The organism is Ruegeria sp. HKCCD9138, from assembly GCF_057220975.1.
Window position 1 is genome coordinate 62,729 of sequence record NZ_JBWVAZ010000005.1, and the last position, 20,706, is coordinate 83,434.

Here is a 20,706-nt window from a genome sequence, read left to right on the forward strand (position 1 = left end):
CCGACATGCGCAATTTCGACGAAATCCATACCTTGGCTGCGGACCGCCACGGTGGGTTGGACGCTCTGGAAGGCAAACTGGTCAAACCGAAATCCAAAGCAGAGCTGGCCGAGATGTCTGACGATCGTTGGTTATCGACGATCAGCAAGACCGTCTTTCAGGCCGGCTTTAACTGGAAAGTCATCGAAGCAAAATGGGAGGGGTTCGAATCCGCTTTCGACGGCTTTGACGTGGGGCGTTGCGCGTTCATGGACGACGAAAAATTCGACGCCTTGCTTCAGGATACAAGGATCGTGCGAAACGGCACCAAGATCGCATCGGTCCGCGACAACGCTGCCTTTCTGCTGGAACTGCGGAACGAAGGTGGTGCTGGACAGGTGCTCGGGGGGTGGCCGTCGTCCGATTACATCGGTTTGCTTGCGATGCTGGCAAAGCGCGGCTCGCGGCTGGGCGGCGCGTCTGCGCAGTACGCGATGCGGTTTGCCGGGCGTGACAGTTTCATCCTGTCACGAGATGTCACGGCCCGCCTGATCGCCGAAGGCGTGATCGACAAACCCGCAACGTCGAAGAAAGCGATGACAGCAGTTCAGGACGCTTTCAACATCTGGATGGAACAATCCGGGCGCTCCTTGACCGAGATCAGCCGAGTTCTGGCGATGAGCCTTTGAAAACGGCTTGCAGAGCGGATTGGACGCATTAGGCTCATACCCATGGTTCGTCCCCTGCTGATATGCATCGTGTTCCTGATTTCAGCCTGCGGTCGTCCCCTGACCGAGCAAGAACGCGCCTTTGCCGGTAATATTCATGGTGAAACGCTGAATCTCGACCGGGTGCGACTGGTCGAAGGCGCGCCGGTGACCGCAATTACCTATACTCGAAAGGTGCGCCCCCGCCTTGCTTGCCGGGAACGAATCCTGCCGCCGGCGAAAGAGGAAACCGTAACCGGAAAGCCGGCAGCCGTCGCGCTGTTCAACCGCGTGTATTTCACAAGAGACTGGTATCTGGACGACTACATGACCGAATACCCGGATCAGATGAACCTGATCGCGGCGATGTTGCTAGCTCATGAACTGACACATGTCTGGCAATGGCAAAACCGCAAAACGACCGGGTACCACCCCCTGCGCGCAGCCGCAGAACATGGAAGACAAAGCGACCCTTACCTGTTCGATCTGGATACCTCGCCCGATTTTCTGGCCTATGGGTATGAACAGCAGGGGTCGATCGTCGAAGAATACGTGTGCTGCCGTGCGCTGGACCCTGATGCACCACGCACCAAACGACTGCACAAAATGCTGAGCCCCCACTTCGACGTGTCGAAGCTGCCGGGCGCGCGACGCGAACGCGACGTGCTGCTGCCGTGGGCCGGGGCCGAGCTTCAGGGGATATGCGGTTGAAGCGTCAGTTGCCCTGCAGTGTTTTCAGATACGCAACCAAATCGACAATAGGTTTGCTTGTTAAAATCGGTTGCCCGTCTGCGGTCTTGATCGCGGTATCCTGCCCTTCGAAATACGGACCGTAGACCGGCATCGGACTGCCGTGGCTGACCAGAGGGTCACGCCCGTCGATACGCGCCACAACCCGAGCTGTTGGAAAGACGCCATCCTCGTCAACGAGGGTTTTCAGGTTGGTTGGCTGAATAATCAGTACCCCGGCCATCGGACCGTGCCCGGTCGCATCCAGCCCATGGCAGGTCGCGCAGTAGTGTTGATACAACTCAGCACCCGTTTCGGCATCCTGCGCCGCAGCGTACTGGGGAATCGCAGCAAGCGCAGCCGCCATACACGTCTTGAAGTACCACCTGATCATCGCTTCCTCCACTGCAATCAGACATTTACAGGCTTGCCCGAAGCCCTGCTGAAGGCAATGATCCAGATCAACAGTTTCAGCTTGGAAGGGCTTATCATGACACAATACGCGGCGATCATGCTGGCGGCCGGAGTTGGCATACCGGTTCTCGCAGCGCTGAACGCAGCCCTTGGCAAGCTGATCGGGTCGCCGAACACTGCGGCGGTTATCTTGTTTGGCATTGCGTTCGCGGCTTCCGCGCTTGCCTTGATGGTGTTGCCGGGCGGTCAGGCTTTTGCCAAAGCAGCCAGTGCCCCTAAACACCTGTTTCTTGCCGGCGTGCTGATTGCCTTCTACGTGCTCTCCATTACCCATGTGGCACCCCATTTTGGGGTGGGAAATGCCGTATTCTTTGTATTGCTGGGTCAGCTGATCAGCACCGCCGCGATTGACCATTTCGGCCTATTTGGCGCTCAGATCACGCCGCTCACATTGACACGGGCCGCAGGTATCACGGTCATGGCCATCGGCGTTGCAATTACTCAGCTGGCCTGAGAACGCCCGCGTCCAAACGCACCATGCGATCCATACGGGCCGCAAGGTCCAGATTGTGCGTTGCGATCAGCGCTGACAATCCGGCTTCACGCACAAGCGACATCAGCGCGGCAAACACCTGATCCGAGGTCTCGGGGTCCAGATTACCTGTCGGCTCATCCGCCAGCAGAACACGCGGCTCGTTGGCTAAAGCTCTACAGAAGGCAACCCGCTGCTGCTCGCCGCCCGAAAGGGCGGCAGGGCGATGATCAGACCGGGCGGCGACACCGACGCGATCCAGCAGTACCATCCCCCGCTCCCGCGCGACCCGTTCGGAGGCACCATTGGCGAGTTGCGGCAACACGATGTTTTCCAGCGCGGTGAATTCCGGAAGCAAGTGGTGGAACTGGTAGACAAATCCAACATCGCGCCGCCGGATCGCCGTACGCGTGCGATCTCCTTTGCCCGATGCGGCTTGCCCGGCAACCTCGATCGTGCCGGTGTCGGGAGTGTCCAGCAGACCCGCGATATGCAGCAGTGTGGATTTACCTGCACCAGAAGGTGCCACCAGCGCCACCGCCTCGCCCGCGCGCAACTCAAGATCGGCACCGCGCAATACCTGCAGCTCGCCCGGCGTGCCTTGCAAGTAGGACTTGGTCAGGCCGTTCAGCCGCAAAGTTACATCACTCATAGCGCAGCGCCTCGACCGGGTTCAGCCGCGCCGCGCGGCGGGCCGGGAAATATGTGACCAGAAAAGAAAGCCCCAAAGACAGACCAATGGCCTTGAGCACATCAGACAGGTGCAGTTCCGCGGGCAACGCGTAGATACCGCGGATGGATGGATCCCACACCCCTCCGCCCATGGCGTAGTTCACAAACGAAAAGATCGGGTCGATGTATATCGCAAAGAGACACCCCAGGATGACGCCCATCGCGGTGCCGATGATCCCGGTGAAGGCCCCGCAGATAAAAAACACGCGCAGCACCGACCCCTCGCTCAGCCCGATGGTGCGCAGGATCCCGATATCGCGGCCCTTGTTCTTCACCAGCATGATCAGGCCCGAAACGATGTTCATCGCCGCGATCAGAACCAGGATCGACAGGATAATGAACATCACGTTGTCCTCAACCTCGAGCGCGCGAAGAAACCCGCCCGATGCATCCTGCCATGTCCACAATTGCGGCCTATCACCGGCAGCTTCAAGGATCGGAACCAGAATCGGGTTCAAGTCTTCGGGCTGTGCAACCATCACCTCGATCTCGTCGGCAACGCCTTCGCGGTTGAAGAAACTCTGCGCCTCGTCAAACGGCATGTAGACACGGGTGCGATCGATGTCATAGCGACCGGCGGAAAAGACATAGACGACTTCATAAGCGTTGACCCGCGGCGAAGTTCCAAAGGCCGTCTTGACGCCGTTGGGTGAGGTTACCTTGACCGTATCCCCCACATTTGCCCCAATAGCCCGCGCCACGCCCGAGCCGATGGCAATACCCTCGTCAAAGCGGGTCAGATCACCGTATGCCTGATCGCTTTCGGCAATTCCCGGCAGGCTAAACAGGTCATCCGGCCGAATCCCGAACACTTCGACCCCGGAGCTGCGATCCCGGTTGGTTAGCAGTACCTGACCCTTGACGAGTGGAGCAGCCCGTTCCACTCCCGGCACCTGAGCGATGCGCGTGGCCATTTCATCATAGTTGGCAATGGTGCGGTCGACATGACCTTGCCCATCAATCTCGCCTGTCGAGTAAACAGTGACATGTGCATTCGCGCCCAGAATTGTGCCGACAAACTCCGACCGAAAACCTGACCTCACCGCGAGGGTTGCAATCAAAGCAAACACTGCAAGCGTGATCCCGATCAGGGATATCCATGTCATCACGTTGACGCCCCCTTCGGCGCGACGTGCACGCAGGTATCGCCATGCAATTTTCCATTCAAATGGGGCGAAAGGCGGGGGTGTACTGGCCATTCCTGCTCCGACAATTGTTTTGCCGCGACCCTTTAGGCATTTGGGCGGATGGTCAAGTCGGTTATGGGGGGCAATGCAGGTCAGACCGATTGGTCGGCGGCGGTCTGCAAAACAGCTTTGTCTGCTTACCGAACGCGCTCATGACCCTGGCCTCACGTTGCGAAATTCTGATGCTTAAGCGTGACACTTGCGAATCACTGCACGGCGCTCCTGTTAGGCGATCCTCCAAAAATAGACACGCTTTGACCTGATTAAACCGGCAGTTGTGACGCGCTTCACAGACATCGCGGTATTGTTTCGGTTATGAAGTCAATGTGATTATTGCATCCAAAACTGAATTCAAAATGCAACATATACTAAGCAATTTTCTTTCGCTTTTTGCTTAATTTAAGAAACTTTGACACCCTGTTGTTGGGGGTAACGATTTTAGAGCGGGGGTACGCTCATGAATTTTGATAGTGACTTTGAAACAGTTGGGTCGAATTTGACCCGCACGGCATCAACAGACCTGGATTGCGAAAGCGCAGCACTGTTACGCGCTTCTATCCGCCCGTTATTCACCGGCGCCGCAAACTGGGGCAACCTGACGGACATTCTGAAAGAAAAAGGCTATCGTCTCGCCTTCCGCAAAGGCCGGCTGTGCATTACCGACCGCATGACGGACCAGCGGATCTGCGGGCTGCGGTTTCTGGGCCTGGACTTTCGGGAGCTGGTGCGACGCATGGGCCGCCCGATCGTCGTGGCCCGAGGCAGTCAGGCCGACGGCGATGTGCTGGCCGTTCGGCCAACACAGGGTGCGTCTTAAAGCGTAACGAAACGGCCCGTCCTGTCAGGCGATCTGTTCGTAGATCTTGGCGATCTTGCTGACGGCAGCCTCGGGGCTCAGTTCTTCACTCTTTCCGGTTCGACGGCTGGTCAGTTCAACTACGCCATTCTTCAAACCACGCGGCCCGACAGTGATACGCCACGGCAAACCGATCAGATCCATGGTGGCAAACTTGCCCCCTGCCCGTTCGTTGCGATCATCATATAGCGGTTCAAGCCCCAGAGCGGTAAGCGCCGCGTAGATTTTCTCACAAGCCGCGTCTGCCTCTTCATCGCCTTGCTTCAGATTGACGATGCCACAGTGGAACGGCGTCACGCCTTCGGGCCAGATGATGCCCTTGTCATCATGGCTGGCCTCGATGATTGCACCGATCAGGCGGCTGACACCGATACCATGGCTACCCATGTGAACCGGGACGGGTTTACCGTCGGGTCCCTGAACCGTGGCGCCCAAGGGTTCGGAATACTTGGTGCCAAAGTAGAAAATCTGACCAACTTCGATCCCGCGCGCCACGCGGCGGCGTTCTTCAGGGATTTGGTTGAACAGCGCCTCGTCATGGGTTTCGTCCGTGCGGGCGTATTTCGAGGTAAACTCCTCAAGGATCGCCTGGCACTGTTCACGGTTGTCATAGTCGATTTCACGGTCGCCAAAGGTCAGATCGGTAACGGCGCTGTCATAGAAGACCTCAGACTCACCTGTATCAGCCAGCACGAGGAATTCATGCGTATCGTCACCACCGATGGGGCCGGAATCGGCGCGCATCGGAATGGCTTGCAGACCCATCCGCTCATAGGTGCGCAGGTAACTGACAAGGTGCCGGTTATAGGCGTGCAGCGCGTCCTCTTTCGTCAGGTCGAAATTGTAGCCGTCTTTCATATAGAATTCGCGACCCCGCATCACACCGAAGCGGGGACGGATTTCGTCGCGGAACTTCCACTGGATTTGATACAGCGTCAGCGGCAGATCTTTGTAGCTGTTGACGTGACCGCGGAAGATATCGCTCACCAGTTCTTCGGCGGTCGGCGTATACAGCATGTCGCGCCCGTGGCGATCCTGCATCCGCAGCATTTCCTGGCCGTAATCGTCATAGCGACCGGATTCGCGCCACAGGTCCGCTGATTGCAGGATCGGCATCTGTATCGGAATATGACCTGCCCGCGCCTGCTCTTCATGGACGATATTTTCCAGCTTGCGCAGAACCTTGAAGCCCAGTGGCAGCCACGAATAAATTCCGGCTGCGGCCTGCTTGATCATACCAGCGCGCAGCATCAACCGGTGGCTGACGATCTGGGCCTCGGATGGGTTTTCCTTGAGAACGGGCAGAAAGTAACGGCTGAGGCGCATTGTATGACCTTCAAAGGTGAGAATTCGACTTCAAAGCTGCTTATGACAAAGCCTCGCCGGGGGCAATCGGGCATTGGCGAAATTGCGACCTCAGGTCAGTCGGTTTTTGGATTGACCAGTCAGTCAGGAACCTCAAGTGTGACAGAAATGTAAAACTCATGAGGCTCCAATGCAGACGATTCAGGAACCCGCCCGGCAGATTCCCGTTATCCACAAGACGGACGTTCTAGTTGTCGGATCAGGTCCCGCAGGGCTGGCTGCCGCCTTGGCCGCAGCGCGCGCAGGGGCCGAAGTGTCTCTGGTCGATCGATTTGGCTGCATGGGAGGTAATATCACCGCCGTCGGGGTCGAGGGCTTCGCGTGGTACCGCCACGAACAGACCGTCGAGGCTGGCGGCATCGGCATGGAGTTCGAAACGCGTGCCAAGGAAATGGGCGCGGCCGTGCCGGAAAGCCAGTCGCTCAGCTATGAACTGGACAGTGAAGGATTCAAACTGGTCGCGGACAAACTGGTTGAAGAGGCTGGCGCGCACCCAATGTTGCACCGGCAGTTCGTGGCTCCGATCATGGAGGGCGACCGTATCACCGGGATCATTACCGAATCCAAGGCCGGACGCGAAGCGATCCTGGCCAAAGTGATTATCGACGCCACTGGTGACGCCGATGTGGCCCATCGCGCAGGCGCACCAACTCATAAGACCCCGCGAGAGGATATGATGGCCGCCTCGGTCATGTTCCATCTGGCCGGTGTCGACAAGCGTGCCTTCATGGAGGGCATCAAATCTGATCCGCAAACCTACAAGGACTGGGGCGGCGGCGGTGAATGGAACATCGAAACAAGCGGAAAAGAGGACGACATGTTCTCGCCCTTCGTCAAGAAGCCGTTCCAGCAGGCCATCGAAGAGGGGCTCATCCCTGCGCATCTGAACACCATCGCCGGCACCTGGGGCGCAATGCACGACACGGGTGAACTGACCTACATGAACCTGATCCATCTGGCAGAGATAGACGGCACCGACCCGGACAGCCTGACCAAGGGAGAGATCGAAGGCCGCCGCCAGACAATGCTGGCCATCGAGGCGCTACGGCGTTTCATGCCCGGGTGCGAAAACGCACGATTACGGAATTTTGGGATGACCATCGGCATTCGCGACACGCGCAAGATCAACGCGGTCTACAACATGACCGAAGACGACGCACGCCATCAGGGGCGGTTCGAAGATACAATCGGTATCTATCCTGAGTTCATCGACGGTTACGGCATTCTGATCCTGCCGACGACGGGGCGGTACATGCAAGTTCCGTACCGCTCGATGCTGCCAAAAGGGATCAAGGGTCTGCTTGTTGCTGGACGGTCGCACGGCGCGGACAAGGTCGCGCATGCCGCGACACGCAACATGGCCTGCTGCGCGGTTATGGGTCAGGGCGCGGGTATTGCCGCTGCATTGTCGCTCAAAACCAATCAGGAGCTGGATTGCCTGAACCTTGCGCCAGTCCACTCAGAATTGCAGCGCCAAGGGGTCAGGATCCACTGATGGACAGTATTCCGACCATTGATATCTCACCGCTCGGCGACTCAACCCATCCGCATTTTGCAAGGACGGTTCGGCAGATTCTCGACGCTTGCACTGGAATCGGCTTTTTGTCGATTACGGGCACTGGGATTTCGCAAGAGACAATAGGTAGCGTGCGCGCTTGCGTCCGTGAAATTTTCGCTATTCCGGAGAAAAGAAAATGGGATCAGGCAATTACGCGGGACAATTATCGCGGCTATATCCCGATGGGTTTCTTCACCCCTAATGACGGGTCCGGCAAAGCCGACAAGTACGAAGGCTACAAACTGCATCGCGAAACCGCCGAGGACGCCGCCATCCGTGTGGAATGCCCGCTGTATGGCCCCAACCACTGGCCACAGGAAGTTCCGCAGGCCCGGGACACTATCCTTGAGTATTGGCAAGCACTGGACGGTGTTACGGACAAGCTGCTGGGTGCGCTTGAAACAGGGTTGGAACTTGGACCCGGGGCGTTGCGCCAGGCGTTCAGCGACCCAATGACCAATATGACCCTGCTACACTACCCGCCTCAGGCACCTGATGAGGGCGGTTACGGCATCCACCCGCATAAAGATACCGACGCCCTGACCATCATCGCACCGGATCCGGTCGGCGGACTGGAGGTTCAGACCCGCGGGGGCGGCTGGGTCACTCCGGACTGCCCCGAGGGTGGATTTGTGGTCAATATCGGCGATATGCTCGAACTCTGGTCGGGCGGCCGGTTGAAATCCACACCACATCGAGTGGTCAACAGATCAGGGCGAGAACGTTATTCGTTCCCCTATTTTGCGGTGCCGCGCCACGACGTCACAGTGAAACCGCTGCTAACGCCGCTTCCCGGCTTTGACCGTCCCGCGGTGCATTGCGGCCACTGGTCGGCCGAGATCTGGAGGACCAACTGGCCCGACGAAACCGCCGACAGGGATACGCCCGAACTGGGAACGCTTCACGACTGACCAGCAAAACCGGCTGAGCTATGAACCACTTGCATCGCAGGCATTCATACGCCAAGAACATGGCAATGCGCCGCTAAGAAGGATGCGCCATGGCTTTGCCGGTTAAGGATCAATTCAGGTATTGGGGCATCGCAACGGCGGTGTTCGTACTGGTTTTGTACCTTCTGGGCGACGTCCTGCTTCCTTTCGTCATCGGTGGCGCGATTGCCTATTTTCTTGACCCGGTAGCGGACCGGCTGGAAAAACTGGGCCTGTCCCGAATAGCGGCAACCGGGATCATCACGGTGGTTGGTGTGCTTGGCTTTGTCCTGATGATCCTTATGGTCGTGCCTGCGCTGATTACGCAGCTTCTGGATCTGGTGGACACTCTTCCCAGCCTTTTCAAGCAATTACGTGCCTTTATTGAAAAACAGTTCCCGTCGCTTCTGGACAGCGAATCCAACACGCACCAGATGCTGGTCTCATTCGGTGAGACGCTGAAGTCCAAAACCGGAGATGTATTGCAAACCGTTCTGGCTTCACTGGGATCGGCCATCAATGTGGTCGTGCTGCTGGTGATCGTCCCGGTGGTTGCTGTGTATCTGCTGATGGACTGGGATCGAATGATCGCCCGTATTGGCGAGCTGTTGCCGCGCGACCATGCCCCCACCATCAAGCGGCTGGCGAGTGAGATTGACGCGGTCCTTGCATCCTTCGTGCGCGGAATGGGTACGGTCTGTCTGATCCTTGGCACCTATTACGCCATCGCCTTGATGGTCGTTGGATTGCAGTTCGGCCTGATTGTCGGTTTCATCGCAGGTCTGGTCACGTTCATACCGTATTTAGGCGCCCTGATCGGCGGCACGTTGGCGATTGGTCTGGCCCTGTTTCAGTTCTGGGGGGACTGGGCTCATATCGGTCTGGTTGCGGGGATCTTTGCGCTTGGGCAGGTGACCGAAGGCAATTTTCTGACGCCGAAACTGGTTGGCAGTTCTGTGGGCCTGCATCCCGTCTGGCTGCTGTTGGCCTTGTCGGTATTCGGTGCGTTGTTTGGGTTTGTCGGAATGCTGGTTGCTGTTCCTGTCGCGGCGGCCCTGGGCGTGCTGGCGCGGTTTGCAACTGACAAATACCTGCACAGCCGGCTCTACACCGGTCACGAAGGGCTGGAGCAGGAAGACTAAGAGATGGCCACTCAGCTGAGTTTCGATTTGCCCTCCAAGACGGCGCTGGGGCGCGAGGATTTCTTTGTCTCGCCTGCCAACGCACTGGCTGTTGCGATGATTTCGGCCACATCCTGGCCTGGAAATAAGCTGGTGCTGAGCGGCCCTGCGGGATCAGGTAAGAGCCATCTGGCGCATGTCTGGGCCGGCGAAACCGGCGCGCGGATCCTATCGGCTTCTGCATTACGGTACGAAAATGTTCCGGATCTGGCCCGCGCGCCCGTCGCTGTCGAAGACGTGCCGCTGATCGCATCGGACCTCGAGCAACAAAAGACACTGTTTCACCTGCACAACCTCGCCCTCGCCGAAGGCCACACCCTGCTGATGACCGGGCGCGAAACCCCGAAGTTGTGGAACTTGCCGCTTGCCGATCTGCAAAGCCGCGTCGAGGGCGCGCATCATGTTGCGCTGGAAAGCCCGGACGACGCATTGTTAGGGGCAGTGCTGGCCAAGTTGTTTACGGACCGGCAGTTGAACCCCGGCCCTGATGTCATCTCGTATCTCGTCAAACATATGGATCGCAGTTTTGAAAACGCGGCTGGCGTGGTTGACCAACTGGACGATTTGGCGCTCAGGGAGAAACGGGAAATTACCAGGGCGCTGGCAGCGCGTGTTTTGAATACTGCGGCCAATAAGCTCACCACCGACGATTGACCGGGCAACAACGATTTCGCATCCTGTGGCCGGAACTTCTGGGGAATCCATGAAACAGACTGTGACTGAAACCCCCGACTACGGCCCGTTTGGAACGCCTCTCTTTGACGATCCCGACGCCAGAGCGTTGTCAAAAGTGGGTGTCGTGGATGTGGGATCGAACTCGGTCAGGATGGTCATCTTCGACGGGGCGGCGCGATCTCCGGCCTACTTTTACAATGAAAAGGTCATGTGTGAATTGGGGGCTGGCCTATCGGAAACGGGGCGACTTAACCCGCGTGGACGCATTCGGGCGCTGGCAGCCCTGCAAAGGTTTCAATTCCTAGCCAACGATCTTGGGCTACCTGCCCTGCACGCGGTCGCAACTGCGGCCGTACGCGAAGCCGAAGACGGGCCTGACTTCTGCGAAGAAGTGAAAGAAAAGACTGGTCTGGCGATCAAGGTTGTCGACGGCGAGGAAGAGGCGCGTTTGTCTGCCCAGGGGGTCCTACTTGGCTGGCCAGGTGCCTATGGCTTGATCTGCGATATCGGCGGTTCGTCGGTCGAGCTGGCCGAGATCGGAGGCGGCGAGGTAGGCCGTAGAATGACATCACCATTGGGCCCGCTGAAACTGCGCGACATCAAGGGCGGTCGCCGGGCCCGCAAGGCGCATATCAAACAAACGCTGGAAGAGATGCGCGATCGGATGGGTCCACAGAGAGATCGCCTGTTTCTGGTCGGAGGCAGTTGGCGCGCATTTGCACGGCTGGATATGTTGCGTCGCGGCTATCCGCTAAACGTGCTGCACGAATACCGCATGACCCATAAACAGGTTCGCGAAACCATCAAGTTCATTGAAAAGAACGATCCGGACAAGCTGCGCAGCAAAGCCGGAGTTTCCAGTTCGCGCATGGCGTTGATACCGTTTGCAATGGATGTTCTTGCGCGCTTGATCCGAACGTTCAAACCCAAGGACATCGCGATCTCAAGTTACGGTATTCGCGAAGGGTTGCTGTATCAGCAAATGCCGCAGCATGTGCGCGACCGGGACCCACTGATCGAGGCCAGCCGCTTTTCCGAGGCCAAGGACGCGCGACTACCCGGATTCGGCAAACATCTTTTCGATTTCGTCATGCCCCTTTTCCGTTCAGCGCCACCCCAAAAAGTGCGGTTGGTGAAGGCTGCCTGCCTGTTGCATGATGTCAGCTGGCGTGCGCACCCTGATTATCGCGCCGAGGTCTGTTTCGAAACTGTAACGCGCGCAAACATGAGTGGCCTGAAGCATTCCGAACGGGTCTTCATCGGCCTGGCCCTGCAACACCGGTACCGCAACAAACGTGAAGGCAATCGGTTTGCGCCGCTGTACGAGCTGCTTGATGAAGCAGGCCAGAAGCAAGCCGAGATTCTTGGCAAAGCCATGCGTTTTGGTGCCATGCTCTGGATGCAGAAGGACGCAGCAATGGGTGAATTACGTTACTTCCCCAAAAAACGTGAGCTGGAGTTGATCCTGCCAAAAGAAGCCGCACCACTTTTCAACGAAGTGGCTGAAGCCCGGTTCAATTCACTTGCTGATGCCCTGAATTCGGAGAGCCGAGTGAAGTTGCGAGGCTGATCCTGGTTGATCAAATTTCGGTCAAACCTTCAGACGGCGCAATCTCGGGCTCAATATCCTGCGGCTCATCTCGTTGTGGCTTTTTCCTGATGATAATGTCGCCATTGGGCAGCAATTCGGGCATCTCATAGACACTCCAATCATCGATCTGCGCCGCCAGCTCTGCCAAGGCGGGACCCATCTCTTGAATAAAGGACTGAACTGCCGGGCCGAACTGATCCGTAAGCCTCAGCAATTCGTCCAGGGCCGGTTCCATTTCCTTTCGCAGGCCTTCCAGAAACAGCTCGGCACCCTGTTCCATCAGAGACTGACCGCCTTCTTCCTGGGCATGGGCTGGAATAGCCATGGCCGTACAGGCCGCGCAGATCATCGCGATACGTTGCATGGCAAAAAATATAGGTGATGCTTATTCAGGTTGAAAGGTTACAGGTTGATATCCAGCGTAACCGGAAAATGATCTGAAGCTGTCAGCAAGGCATCCCTGAGCTCCGGGTTGGACCAGCAGGCGGCATCCCGAAACGGATGCCAGATACGCCATTCCGGGTTCAGGTCACGCAAGTCATTGCTGATCATTATGTAGTCCAACAGTGCCTCAAGGAAACGGCCTTCGTCCGGTCGCGCAAAACGCGCCGTGGAAGGGACCGAGCCGGGGCGCCGCCCATATGCCCGAGCAGCATGTGGATCATAGAGACCGGCCTCCAACAATATTTCGACCGAGGAACGTCCAAACAAGTGCTCGAATTCATCCAGACCGGGACCGTCGTTGAGATCACCCAGCAGGATAGTGGGCTCGTCATCGGCAAGATGAGCCTCGACCCGACGGGCCAGCCATATCGCCTGAGCCAGTTGCTTACGGCGATTGGCAATCGAGATGCGGATCGCTTCGTCTCTGGTTTCTGCGCCGTGGGGGGCCTTGGACTTCAAATGCGCCCCGATCAGGCGAAAAGATGCGCCGGTTGCCAATTCGACGGCCAACTCCATCGGAGGTTTGGAAAATCTGACAAGATCTTCCGTGGCGTCCACATCCAGGTCTATTCTGAAAACCCCATCAAATCGCGGTGTATTGGTACTGCCGGCTTCGGTCGTAGGCTCTCCGACCGGGTCATGCCAAACGCGCAGGATATCTGGGTCGAAAAGCAGCCCCAGTTCCTGATGTGTGTCATTGGGAAACCCCATAACAGCGCGCGTTGTCCTGAGGCCGAAAGCCTCGGCAAACTGTTGAAGTGCGCGGACTGTGTTTTGGGACTTTCCTGTATTGGGTGCCTCGACAATCAGGATCGCATCGGCGTCCAATGCCGTCAGAACCTTGGCGATGGCTTCGACCTGCCGGGCTTTCGTTATGTCATGACGGCCCGACCAACTGTCATCCACGATCAACGCATCATTTCGATCAAACAGATTGGCAAACCATTCGATATTATAGGTCGCCAGCCGCATCGGCTCAGACCGTTGCCCCGTTGATCTCGTCCCAGGCGCGATTGATGTCGATCATCTTCTTTTCCGCCAGACGCACCGCTTCTTCCGGCACACCGCGGGCCATCATCGCGTCCGGATGTGTATCGCGAACAAGCTGGCGCCAGACTTTGCGGATATCGGACAAAGGCATATCCCGGGGCACGCCGAGCACAGTGTAAGGGTCATTTGGCGCGTCCGGAACAAACCGCGCGCGCAGGGCCATGAATTGAGCTTCGGATTGGCCAAAAATGCGACTGACCTCCTCCAGAAACTCGTTTTCGTTCGGATGGTAGAACCCATCCGCCATGGCAATATGAAACAGCCCTTCCATCAGGTCGCACAGGGTGGTGCTGTCCTCGCCAAACATCTTTGCGATCTTGCGGGCGTAATCCTGATACCCCGCGACATCCGTGCGGGCCATGTCAAAAACACGCGCCGCCCCCTCTTCATCTTCGCGCGCGATCTGAAACACCTCGCGAAACGCCGTCACTTCGTCGCGTGTTACCTGCCCGTCGGCCTTGGCCATCTTGGCGCCCAGTGCGATCACCGCGATGGCAAAGGCCACCGAACGCTCCGGCGGCGTGCGAAGTTTCTCAAAAACTGCTGTCAGGCTTTCGCCCTTGGCAAGCGCGCTCAGCGCGTCGGATATGCGGGTCCAAATCGACATGGGCGCACAGTAGCGCGCACCGATGCGACTGTCAGGTGCGACAGATCACTGCGGGGCCAGTATTTTTTGCATTAATACCAAATCCAGCCAGCGCCCTCGTTTTCGGCCCACCTCTGGCATCCGCCCAACCTCGTCAAAACCAATGGCAGCGTGAAAAGCCACTGCATTCGGGTTGGCCGACGATATGCCTGCCACCAGAACATGCACTCCGTTCAGGCGGGCCGCCTCTTCCAGAGCGGCCATCAAAGCACGACCGACACCCTGGCCGCGTGCCTCGGGCGCCAACTGGATCGTATGTTCGCAGGTATGAGCGTATCCCGGACCCCCACGGAACTGGTTGTACGTGGCAAAACCAACGACCTGTTCATCCAACTGTGCCACCAGATACTGTTCAGGTCGTGAGGCGATATCGGCAGCAATGCTGTCCCGGTTGCGTGTTTCGGTCGTGAACGTAACCAGTGTGTCCCGAATGATCGCGTTGGTGATCGCGGCAATCGCATCTGCATCGGCGGCCCGGGCCGGACGAATGATCATTCCAGCACACGGGGCCCGTGCGGTGTGTCAAACTCGGCCTGCATCGCCGCAGGGCCAGAGTCGAATTCGACCAGATCCAATGGCCCCAACAGACGCGCAAGATCCAATGCATCGGGATGATACACCACCAATCGTCGCAATCTGCACCCGCTGGCCTGCAGCATCTGAGCAGGATGCAGATCCCCCTGCCACTGGATGAGAGCCGGATAGAGATTGTCGAAAGGCAACCGCCCGGACGGAGGTACTGCCATCCGCCATCGCAACGCGCCCCGATCCAGATCAATTGGTGTAACGGGACCACCAGGCATTGTAACGGTTTCAATATCGGTCACACGACAAATCCAGTTGGTCAGGCGCGCGTCCCCTTGGAACCGGTCCAGATCGAACCATCGTGGCTGGTCAGGCACAGGTGCATCCGGATCAATTGCGATCGCTTCCAGATACAGACCGTTATCCAGCCCGAGCAAACGATTATGGGTGCCAAATTTCGCGTGCTTGCCGCCTTGCTGCAGTTCAACGCCGAGAGCATGCTCGACATGGGCGGTTGCGGCTTCCAACGATTCACCGGAAACGGCAATATGGTCCAATTTCATGGCGTACTCCTTCAAATCATCCAAGAAAAAGCAGCGCGAAAACGCGCTGCTTTCGATGGCAGAGTCGTCGTCGAAGGCTTTGTACCACAAGATTTTTCAGTAAAAAATCTCGATCCTGCGGTCGTTGCCTGAAAGCACTATTCGCGCGCTTCACCGATCAGACGCAAGATATCCTGCGCCGCCTCAGGTATATTTGTTCCCGGTCCGAAAATCGCCTTGACGCCGTGGTCATACAGGAACTGGTAATCCTGTTGCGGGATGACGCCGCCGCAGATCACGATGATATCCTCGGCACCGGCTTTTTTCAGCTCCTCGACCAGTTGAGGCGCCAATGTCTTGTGACCCGCAGCCTGAGAGGAGATCCCAACCACGTGCACGTCGTTATCCACTGCGTCTTGCGCCGCTTCGGCCGGGGTCTGGAACAAAGGCCCAACGTCCACGTCAAAACCGATGTCGGCAAAGGCCGTCGCAATCACCTTGGCGCCCCGGTCGTGACCGTCCTGCCCCATCTTGACGACCAGAAGACGGGGGCGGCGCCCTTCAGCCTCGGCAAAATCCTCGATGGATTTCTGGATCGCGGCGAAACCTTCGTCGCCCTCGTAGGCTGCGCCGTAAACGCCAGCCAGCGTCTTAACTTCGGCGCGATGACGACCGAATTCTTTTTCCATGGCCATGCTGATCTCTCCTACGGATGCGCGGGCGCGGGCGGCTTCGACGGCAGCGGCCAGCAAATTGCCTCCTTCGCGGGCGGTAACGGTCAGGGCGTCCAAGGCTTGCTGGCAGGCGGCTTCGTCGCGGGTCGACCGAATACGTTCCAAACGTGCGACCTGAGCTTCGCGAACGGCAACGTTATCAACGTCCAATATGTCGATCGGATCTTCCTGTTCCTTGCGATACTTGTTGACCCCGACGATCACCTCGTCTCCCCGGTCGATCATCGCCTGACGGCGGGCCGCGCTTTCCTCGATCCGCAGCTTGGGCATGCCAGAGGTGACGGCTTTGGTCATACCGCCCATCTCCTCGACTTCTTCCATCAAGGCCCAGGCCTTTTCGACCAGTTCGTTGGTCAGGCTTTCGACATAGTAAGACCCGGCCAACGGATCGACCACGTCGGTCACGCCCGTTTCTTCCTGCAGCACCAACTGCGTGTTCCGTGCGATGCGGGCCGAGAAATCGGTGGGCAGCGCAATCGCCTCGTCCAGAGCGTTTGTATGCAGCGATTGTGTTCCGCCCAGTACCGCGCTCATCGCCTCATAGGCAGTGCGGATCACGTTGTTGTAGGGGTCCTGCTCCTGCAAGCTGACGCCCGAGGTCTGGCAGTGGGTGCGCAGCATCTTGGAACGTTCGGATTTTGCCCCGAACTCTGTCATCACACGGTGCCACAGCGTGCGCGCCGCACGCAGCTTGGCAATCTCCATGAAGAAATTCATGCCGATGGCAAAGAAGAAGGACAGCCGGCCAGCAAACTTGTCCACATCCATCCCGGCCTGCGTCGCGGCGCGGACATATTCGCGGCCATCCGCCAGCGTATAGGCCAGTTCCTGAACGAGATTGGCCCCGGCCTCCTGCATGTGATAGCCCGAGATCGAGATCGAGTTGAATTTCGGCATCTCGTTCGAAGTGTATTCTATGATGTCCGAGATGATCTTCATCGACGGTTCAGGCGGGTAGATGTAGGTGTTGCGCACCATGAACTCTTTCAGAATGTCGTTCTGAATGGTGCCAGACAGGGCTGATTTGTCGTGGCCCTGCTCTTCGCCCGCTACAATGAAATTCGCCAGGATCGGGATCACCGCACCGTTCATGGTCATCGAGACAGAAACCTTGTCCAGCGGGATGCCGTCGAACAGAATCTTCATATCCTCGACGCTGTCGATAGCGACGCCTGCCTTACCCACGTCTCCAACGACGCGCGGATGGTCACTGTCATAACCCCGATGCGTCGCCAGATCGAAGGCAACCGACACGCCCTGCTGGCCGGCAGCCAGGTTGCGACGATAGAAAGCGTTCGACTCCTCAGCTGTCGAAAACCCGGCGTATTGACGGATGGTCCAGGGGCGGCCCGCATACATTGTTGCCTTGACACCGCGCGTAAACGGCCCGAATCCGGGAAGCGACCCCATATGGGGCAAATCAGCGGTATCTTCCTGCGTATAAAGCGGTTTGACGTTGATACCTTCCAGCGTCTCTTTGGTCAGATCGTCCAACGGCCGTCCGCGCAGCTCTTTTTCAGCCAGCGCCTGCCAGTCCTTCGTGTTGGTCATTTCGATTTCCTCTCGTCAATTCGGGTCGCGGCAGGCTGTTGCCCGCGCGCAGAGTTGTTCGGCGCCGCCTCTTTCCGACGGTCAAAGCGCGAATTTTTGAGCGCTGTCTGCAATTCGCCGGTCGCATTCGTCCGCACAGCGGCTATATTCAACAGGACAGGAGGCCCTATGACACGCACGCTTGCCCTTGTTTTCTCGGCACTAATCCCGCTGGCGGCATTCGCCGCAGACGGGTCTGCACCTACGGATGACGCATTCGTTCGTCCGGCTGGCGACAGCGATCTGAGCGAATTTCTCTGGGTCAATCGGCCCATTGTCGTATTCGCGGACACGCCGGCAGATCCGCGTTTCCAGCAACAAATCGACATGCTGCTTGAGGGCGAAGAAGCGATGCGCGACCGGGATGTGATCGTGTTGACCGACACGGACCCGGCGGCCCGGTCGGCGATCCGGTCACAGTTGCGCCCGCGTGGGTTCCAGATGGTGTTCGTCGATAAAGACGGCGTGGTCAAGCTGCGCAAGCCCAGTCCCTGGAGCGTGCGTGAGATCGGTCGGTCCATCGACAAGACGCCGCTGCGCCAGCGCGAAATCCGCGAGCGGCGCGAAGGCGGCTGACCGAACTCTTCCAGACTGCCACACAGGCTGGCCCCGGCGCAAAGCGCCGGTAACTTTGGGATATGTGGCACAGTCGCGCGCATGGCGTGATCACTCAAATTCCATGATCACATCGTCCACGGCCAGACTGTCGCCGGGACCCGCGTTGATCTTGGATACGGTGCCCTTCTTTTCGGCGCGCAGGATGTTTTCCATTTTCATCGCCTCAACCGTGCAAAGCGCCTGACCTTCCTGCACCTCCTGACCGACTTCGACATCGACTTTCACGATCAGGCCGGGCATCGGGCACAACAGCATCTTTGAGGTATCTGGCGGTAGTTTCTCGGGCATCAGCTTGGCCAGTTCCGCCGCGCGTGGGCGGCGCACATGCACCTTCAGGTCCGCGCCGCGGTTCCGGATGCGGAAGCCGCCCGAGACCTTGCCGACTTTCAGAACCAGCGTATGGCCATCGACATCCAGCACCGCCAGTTGATCGCCCGGAGTCCAATCCGAAGCGACACGCAGCGCGGATCCGTCCTCGAACTTCACGGTCGCACCTTCCCTGTCGGCATTGACCTGCACGGCATATTCCTGACCCTGCAACGAAACGACCCAGCGTTTCCCGACCTTGCGTTCGTGGTTGTCCATCCGGCCAGATACGCGGGTGCGGCGGATTTCCGCGACCCGGTGCATCGCCGCGCAAGAAGCCGCAATGCGTCGCAGATCGTCTTCGGGCAGCTCGACACCTTCAAAACCATCCGGGTATTCCTCGGCAATGAAGGCCGTGGTCATGTCGCCGCTGACGAATTTGGGATGGTCCATCACGGCCGACAGGAAAGGCAGGTTGTGGCCAATGCCCTCAACCTCGAAACTGTCCAATGCGACACGCATGGCCTCGATCGCCTGCGCCCGCGTCGGGGCCCAGGTGCAGAGCTTGGCGATCATCGGATCGTAATACATGCTGATCTCGCCGCCCTCATAGACGCCGGTATCATTGCGCACGGCCGTGTCGCCTTCGGGCGCGTCACCCTGCCATTTTCCATTCACCAGCAACGGGCCAGCGGCGGTTTCCTGCGGCGGGCGATAGCGGGTCAAGCGCCCGATCGACGGCAGGAAGTTGCGATACGGGTCCTCGGCATAAAGGCGGTTTTCAATGGCCCATCCGGTCAGGGTCACGTCGTCCTGCGTGATCGACAGTTTCTCGCCCGCCGCCACACGGATCATCTGTTCTACAAGATCAACACCGGTGATCAGCTCGGTCACAGGGTGCTCCACTTGTAGACGTGTGTTCATTTCAAGGAAGTAAAAGTTCTTTTCGCCATCGACGATGAACTCGACCGTCCCCGCGCTTGCGTAGTCCACAGCCTTGGCCAGTGCGACCGCCTGTTCACCCATTGCCCTGCGAGTCTCAGGATCAAGGAAAGGCGATGGAGCTTCCTCCACCACTTTCTGGTTCCGGCGTTGGATCGAGCATTCGCGCTCACCCAGATAGATGCCGTTGCCATGGCTGTCACAGAGCACCTGAATTTCGATGTGGCGAGGCTGGGTCACGAATTTTTCGATGAAAATCCGATCGTCACCGAACGAGTTGGCGGCCTCGTTTTTGGATGACTGGAAGCCCTCGCGCGCCTCTTCATCATTCCACGCGATCCGCATCCCTTTGCCACCACCCCCGGCGCTGGCCTTGATCATCACCGGATAACCAATGTCGTTTGAGATTTTCACCGCCTCATCCGCGTCTTCGATCAGGCCCATGTAGCCGGGCACGGTCGAAACCCCCGCGTCCTGAGCAATTTTCTTCGAGGTGATCTTGTCACCCATAGCCTCGATTGCGCCTTTGGGAGGGCCGACAAAGGCGACCCCTTCGGCTTCGAGCGCTTCAGCGAATTTGGAGTTTTCAGACAAGAAGCCATAGCCCGGGTGAACCGCCTGGGCACCGCTTTGACGTATGGCGTCCATGACCTTGTCGATCACGATATAGGACTGGTTGGCCGGCGGTGGGCCAATATGAACTGCCTCGTCCGCCATTGAGACATGCAGCGCGTTCTTGTCCGCATCCGAGTAAATGGCAACCGTGCCGATTCCCATCTTGCGCGCGGTTTTGATGACGCGGCAGGCGATTTCGCCCCGGTTGGCGATCAGGATCTTGTTGAACATGAAACGTCCTTTGTCTTGGTGTTCTGAA

Annotated in this window: 22 protein-coding genes; 11 read left to right on the forward strand and 11 right to left on the reverse strand. The window is 58.1% G+C overall.

The window, feature by feature from the left end; all coding sequences use genetic code 11:
- The first annotated feature begins 5 nt into the window (after positions 1–5).
- Both AC2TEL_RS10535 and AC2TEL_RS10540 read left to right on the forward strand, forming a co-directional pair.
- Positions 6–668: a DNA-3-methyladenine glycosylase I gene (locus tag AC2TEL_RS10535; RefSeq protein ID WP_480903723.1), complete on the forward strand. Its 663-nt coding sequence runs from the start codon at positions 6–8 to the stop codon at positions 666–668.
- A 42-nt stretch (positions 669–710) separates the two neighbouring features.
- Positions 711–1,397: a hypothetical protein gene (locus AC2TEL_RS10540; RefSeq protein WP_480843739.1), complete on the forward strand. Its 687-nt coding sequence runs from the start codon at positions 711–713 to the stop codon at positions 1,395–1,397.
- Positions 1,398–1,401: 4 nt separating this feature from the next.
- Here the strand turns inward: AC2TEL_RS10540 and AC2TEL_RS10545 are convergent, their stop codons facing one another.
- Complete coding sequence (locus AC2TEL_RS10545; protein WP_480903726.1) at positions 1,402–1,809, reverse strand: c-type cytochrome; 408 nt, start codon at positions 1,807–1,809, stop codon at positions 1,402–1,404.
- A gap of 96 nt (positions 1,810–1,905) precedes the next feature.
- On the opposite strand from AC2TEL_RS10545, the gene AC2TEL_RS10550 reads away from it, so the two are divergent.
- Complete coding sequence (locus tag AC2TEL_RS10550; RefSeq protein ID WP_480844000.1) at positions 1,906–2,343, forward strand: DMT family transporter; 438 nt, start codon at positions 1,906–1,908, stop codon at positions 2,341–2,343.
- On the opposite strand, the gene AC2TEL_RS10555 is transcribed toward AC2TEL_RS10550, so the two are convergent.
- A complete protein-coding gene (locus AC2TEL_RS10555; protein ID WP_480903729.1) occupies positions 2,327–3,013 on the reverse strand; it encodes an ABC transporter ATP-binding protein in 687 nt (228 codons plus the stop codon). The genes AC2TEL_RS10550 and AC2TEL_RS10555 overlap by 17 nt on opposite strands.
- A complete protein-coding gene (locus tag AC2TEL_RS10560) occupies positions 3,006–4,292 on the reverse strand; it encodes a lipoprotein-releasing ABC transporter permease subunit (RefSeq protein ID WP_480903732.1) in 1,287 nt (428 codons plus the stop codon). Before AC2TEL_RS10560 ends, AC2TEL_RS10555 begins: the two co-directional genes overlap by 8 nt.
- Before the next feature lie 445 nt (positions 4,293–4,737).
- Here AC2TEL_RS10560 and AC2TEL_RS10565 point away from each other — a divergent pair, with 445 nt between their 5' ends.
- Positions 4,738–5,097, forward strand: coding sequence for a hypothetical protein (locus AC2TEL_RS10565; protein WP_480862149.1), 360 nt, complete (start codon positions 4,738–4,740; stop codon positions 5,095–5,097).
- 24 nt (positions 5,098–5,121) lie between these two features.
- Here the strand turns inward: AC2TEL_RS10565 and proS are convergent, their stop codons facing one another.
- Positions 5,122–6,462 (reverse strand): proline--tRNA ligase, encoded by a 1,341-nt coding sequence (gene proS / locus AC2TEL_RS10570; protein WP_480903735.1) that lies wholly within the window; start codon positions 6,460–6,462, stop codon positions 5,122–5,124.
- Between the two features lie 169 nt (positions 6,463–6,631).
- Between proS and AC2TEL_RS10575 the strand changes: the two genes are divergently transcribed.
- The 5 genes from AC2TEL_RS10575 (at position 6,632) to AC2TEL_RS10595 (ending at position 12,414) form a co-directional block, all read left to right on the forward strand.
- Positions 6,632–7,996 (forward strand): FAD-dependent oxidoreductase, encoded by a 1,365-nt coding sequence (locus AC2TEL_RS10575; RefSeq protein ID WP_480903737.1) that lies wholly within the window; start codon positions 6,632–6,634, stop codon positions 7,994–7,996.
- On the forward strand, positions 7,996–8,970 hold the full coding sequence (locus AC2TEL_RS10580; protein ID WP_480843746.1) for an isopenicillin N synthase family dioxygenase: 975 nt from the start codon (positions 7,996–7,998) through the stop codon (positions 8,968–8,970). Before AC2TEL_RS10575 ends, AC2TEL_RS10580 begins: the two co-directional genes overlap by 1 nt.
- An 89-nt stretch (positions 8,971–9,059) precedes the next feature.
- Positions 9,060–10,130: an AI-2E family transporter gene (locus AC2TEL_RS10585; RefSeq protein ID WP_480903740.1), complete on the forward strand. Its 1,071-nt coding sequence runs from the start codon at positions 9,060–9,062 to the stop codon at positions 10,128–10,130.
- Between the two features lie 3 nt (positions 10,131–10,133).
- Positions 10,134–10,823 carry an HdaA/DnaA family protein gene (locus tag AC2TEL_RS10590; RefSeq protein ID WP_480903743.1) on the forward strand — a complete coding sequence of 230 codons (690 nt, stop codon included), beginning with the start codon at positions 10,134–10,136 and terminating at the stop codon, positions 10,821–10,823.
- Positions 10,824–10,872: 49 nt separating this feature from the next.
- Positions 10,873–12,414, forward strand: a complete 1,542-nt coding sequence (locus AC2TEL_RS10595; protein WP_480843749.1) for a Ppx/GppA family phosphatase — start codon at positions 10,873–10,875, stop codon at positions 12,412–12,414.
- Positions 12,415–12,424: 10 nt separating this feature from the next.
- Here the strand turns inward: AC2TEL_RS10595 and AC2TEL_RS10600 are convergent, their stop codons facing one another.
- From AC2TEL_RS10600 to AC2TEL_RS10620, 5 genes are read right to left on the reverse strand one after another with little or no spacing between them, the layout of a single operon-like run.
- Positions 12,425–12,799, reverse strand: a complete 375-nt coding sequence (locus AC2TEL_RS10600) for a hypothetical protein (RefSeq protein ID WP_480903746.1) — start codon at positions 12,797–12,799, stop codon at positions 12,425–12,427.
- Positions 12,800–12,837: 38 nt separating this feature from the next.
- On the reverse strand, positions 12,838–13,851 hold the full coding sequence (locus AC2TEL_RS10605; RefSeq protein WP_480903749.1) for an endonuclease/exonuclease/phosphatase family protein: 1,014 nt from the start codon (positions 13,849–13,851) through the stop codon (positions 12,838–12,840).
- Positions 13,852–13,855: 4 nt separating this feature from the next.
- On the reverse strand, positions 13,856–14,536 hold the full coding sequence (locus AC2TEL_RS10610; RefSeq protein ID WP_480862150.1) for a TerB family tellurite resistance protein: 681 nt from the start codon (positions 14,534–14,536) through the stop codon (positions 13,856–13,858).
- A gap of 45 nt (positions 14,537–14,581) precedes the next feature.
- Complete coding sequence (locus AC2TEL_RS10615; protein ID WP_480903752.1) at positions 14,582–15,070, reverse strand: N-acetyltransferase family protein; 489 nt, start codon at positions 15,068–15,070, stop codon at positions 14,582–14,584.
- The gene (locus tag AC2TEL_RS10620; RefSeq protein WP_480903755.1) at positions 15,067–15,663 is read right to left on the reverse strand and encodes a VOC family protein; all 597 of its coding nucleotides are present in this window, start codon (positions 15,661–15,663) and stop codon (positions 15,067–15,069) included. Before AC2TEL_RS10620 ends, AC2TEL_RS10615 begins: the two co-directional genes overlap by 4 nt.
- Between AC2TEL_RS10620 and AC2TEL_RS10625 the strand changes: the two genes are divergently transcribed.
- Positions 15,649–15,795, forward strand: coding sequence for a hypothetical protein (locus tag AC2TEL_RS10625; protein ID WP_480903758.1), 147 nt, complete (start codon positions 15,649–15,651; stop codon positions 15,793–15,795). The genes AC2TEL_RS10620 and AC2TEL_RS10625 overlap by 15 nt on opposite strands.
- A gap of 5 nt (positions 15,796–15,800) precedes the next feature.
- Here AC2TEL_RS10625 and scpA read toward each other — a convergent pair whose 3' ends face one another.
- Positions 15,801–17,927, reverse strand: a complete 2,127-nt coding sequence (gene scpA, locus AC2TEL_RS10630) for a methylmalonyl-CoA mutase (RefSeq protein WP_480843755.1) — start codon at positions 17,925–17,927, stop codon at positions 15,801–15,803.
- 168 nt (positions 17,928–18,095) lie between these two features.
- Here scpA and AC2TEL_RS10635 point away from each other — a divergent pair, with 168 nt between their 5' ends.
- On the forward strand, positions 18,096–18,542 hold the full coding sequence (locus AC2TEL_RS10635; protein WP_480862152.1) for a DUF4174 domain-containing protein: 447 nt from the start codon (positions 18,096–18,098) through the stop codon (positions 18,540–18,542).
- A 90-nt stretch (positions 18,543–18,632) separates the two neighbouring features.
- Here AC2TEL_RS10635 and AC2TEL_RS10640 read toward each other — a convergent pair whose 3' ends face one another.
- On the reverse strand, positions 18,633–20,678 hold the full coding sequence (locus AC2TEL_RS10640; RefSeq protein ID WP_480843757.1) for an ATP-binding protein: 2,046 nt from the start codon (positions 20,676–20,678) through the stop codon (positions 18,633–18,635).
- Positions 20,679–20,706: the final 28 nt, after the last annotated feature.